Below are 2538 nucleotides of genomic sequence, written 5' to 3'. Positions count from 1 at the left end.
CGGCGGCCTGGTGCGCCAGGCCGACCTGGACAAGTACCAGCCCAAGTGGCGCGAGCCGCTGCGGGGCCGCTACCGCGACTACGACGTGATTACGATGCCGCCGCCCAGCTCGGGCGGCGTGGCCCTGTTGCAAATGCTACAAATGCTCGAGCCCGTCGACCTGGCCCAGGCCGGCTACCACACGCCCCTGGCCGTGCACTACCTCACCGAAGCCGAGCGCCGCGTGTATGCCGACCGCGCCACCTACCTCGGCGACCCGGATTTTGGCACCGTACCCGTGCAGAAGCTACTCGACGTGGACTACAACCGCCAGCGCGCGGCCTCGTTCCGCTCGCGGGGCCGGGCCACGGCCAGCGCCGACGTAGCCGCCGGCGCCAAGCTGCCCGGCTACGAAAGCTCCGAAACCACCCACTACAGCATCGTCGATGCCCTCGGCAATGCCGTGAGCTGCACCACCACGCTGAATGGCGCGTACGGCAGCAAAGTGGTGGTAGCCGGCGCGGGCTTTCTGCTGAACAATGAGATGGACGACTTCTCGGCCAAAGCCGGCGTGCCCAACGCCTACGGCCTGGTGGGCGGCACCGCCAACGCCATCGCGCCCGGCAAGCGCATGCTCAGCAGCATGACGCCCACCATCCTCACCCACAACGGCAAAGTGGCCCTCGTCACGGGTTCGCCGGGCGGCAGCACCATCATCACCAGCGTGTTGCAGAGCATTCTGGGCGTGGTCGACTACGGCCTGAACGCCCAGCAGACCGTGACCGCGCCGCGCCTACACCACCAGTGGCTGCCCGATGTGGTGGACGTGGAAGCCGGTGCCCTGCTGCCCGCCGCCCAGGACACCCTGCGTGCCCACGGCTACCGCCTCAATCCCCGCCTGCCCTGGGGCCGCCTCGACATCATCCATGTGCGCCCCGACGGCGTACTCGAAGGCGGTGCCGACCCCCGCGGCGACGACACGGCGCTGGGGTATTAAGGGTTGAGGGTTGAGTTTAATAAAGCGTCATGCTGAGCGCAGTCGAAGCATCTCTACCGCGCAACTAATCCCAATCGACAGGATTTACTATGGCGGTAGAGATGCTTCGACTGCGCTCAGCGTGACGTTCTTTTATGCTCGACACAACACAAAAAAAGCCCGCCTGATGAATCAGGCGGGCTTTTCTTTAATGTTCAGTCAGCAACTAGTGCTGCACCGGGGTCTGGCGGGCTACTAGGCGCAGATTGCCGGCGGCGGTAACGAGCTTCTGGCTCAGCTCGCGGGCTTTGTCGCCCTCGCCGCTGAAGTTGTGGGTGCCGGCGGCGGCCTGGGCCGTCAGCTCGCCCAGCTTCTGGAACGACTGGGCCATGGCGGCGGCGTTGTTGTTGTTCACGTGGCCGCGCAGAGCCTCCAGCTCGGCCACGATGGGCCGGGTGGCGGGCTGGTCGATGCTGCGCAGGTGCTGAATCCAGTTTTCGAGGTGGTCCTGGCCCTTGCTGGGGTCCACGTTGAAGCCGAGGTTGACGGTATCGAAGAGGAGGCGAATGCTGGATTCAGCTTCGGAGAAAAAGCTCATGGGATAAACTTAGAAGTGAGATGGTACGGCAATGCGGCCGCGAATGGAGCATCCGCCGGGCCGGTTTCGGCCGCGAAGATACGCAGGCCCAGCCTTGTCCGCTTACTTCCGGGCCGCACTGCGGTGCGCAATAAAGTGCCGGGGCCGGACAAATATGCCCAGCCCTGGCGATACATCATTGCTAAGCTGCCAGCTGGCCGGCGGCAGCTTCCAGCGCCTGGCCCAGCTGGCGCAGCTTGTCCTGAGCATCGGGCGTGGCCTTGGCGGCGGCGGCCGTGGTATGCTCGCCCAGGGTGCGGAGGCTGCGAGCCAGCGCGCCGGTATCGGAGGCCCCGCTGCGCAGGATGTCGTGTAGCTGCCGCAACTCCTGGCTGATGCCGGCAAACTGCGGGTTGCCCTCTAAGGTGACAATCCAGCCGGCTACGGTGGGGCCGGCGGCTCCGGCCGCGGCGGCGAGGCCGCCGGCCAGGGTATTGAGGGTGGTATCAAGCTGGCTGTTGCCCAAGGTGCTTTGCGAAGGAGACTGGCTCATGGTGGGAAATGGGTTGAGGAGGTGAACGATACCCCAGCAACCCAGGCCCGGCGCAGTTGTTTCGGCCGAGCGGGGCCGACCTACTCGTCGCCGGGGTGCAGGGCCTGCACGTCGGGGTGGCTGTAGTTCACCACGATAACCGAGAATGGGTGCGGCTCGCCCTCGCGCTTTTCGATGCGAATGGTGCCGGCATCGCGCAACTTGTTGAGCAGGTCGCGGCGCTCGTAGTCGGGCAGCTCGGGCAGCTCGTCGGTGAGCAGGCGCATGAACGGGCCCAGCCACAGCTCGGGCACGCGGCGCTGCTGCTTGATTTCAAGCTTGTGAAACTCTTCGAGCATGAAGCCCAGCGTACGGCGCTCGGTGTCGGTAGCCAGCGGGCGGATGGGCGCGAAATCGGGTACCTCATCGGCCGGGCGCGAAAGGAACGGCCGGGCCGGCGCCACCGGCCGCGGG

Annotated in this window: 4 protein-coding genes; 1 reads left to right on the top strand and 3 read right to left on the bottom strand. The window is 66.1% G+C overall.

What is annotated here, in order from left to right; all coding sequences use genetic code 11:
* Window positions 1-976 (top strand): gamma-glutamyltransferase family protein (locus ACYVDE_RS20020; RefSeq protein WP_460503303.1); only part of this gene is annotated, 976 nt, incomplete at its 5' end.
* Between the two features lie 205 nt (window positions 977-1181).
* On the opposite strand, the gene ACYVDE_RS20015 is transcribed toward ACYVDE_RS20020, so the two are convergent.
* From ACYVDE_RS20015 to ACYVDE_RS20005, 3 genes are all read right to left on the bottom strand, one after another.
* Window positions 1182-1553, bottom strand: a complete 372-nt coding sequence (locus ACYVDE_RS20015) for a hypothetical protein (protein WP_460503302.1) — start codon at window positions 1551-1553, stop codon at window positions 1182-1184.
* A 181-nt stretch (window positions 1554-1734) separates the two neighbouring features.
* Window positions 1735-2085 (bottom strand): hypothetical protein, encoded by a 351-nt coding sequence (locus tag ACYVDE_RS20010; protein ID WP_460503301.1) that lies wholly within the window; start codon window positions 2083-2085, stop codon window positions 1735-1737.
* An 80-nt stretch (window positions 2086-2165) separates the two neighbouring features.
* On the bottom strand, window positions 2166-2538 hold a 373-nt coding region (locus ACYVDE_RS20005), incomplete at its 5' end, for a hypothetical protein (RefSeq protein WP_460503300.1).

Source organism: Hymenobacter agri, from assembly GCF_054778495.1.
This window is presented reverse-complemented; position numbering and strand designations above follow the sequence as displayed.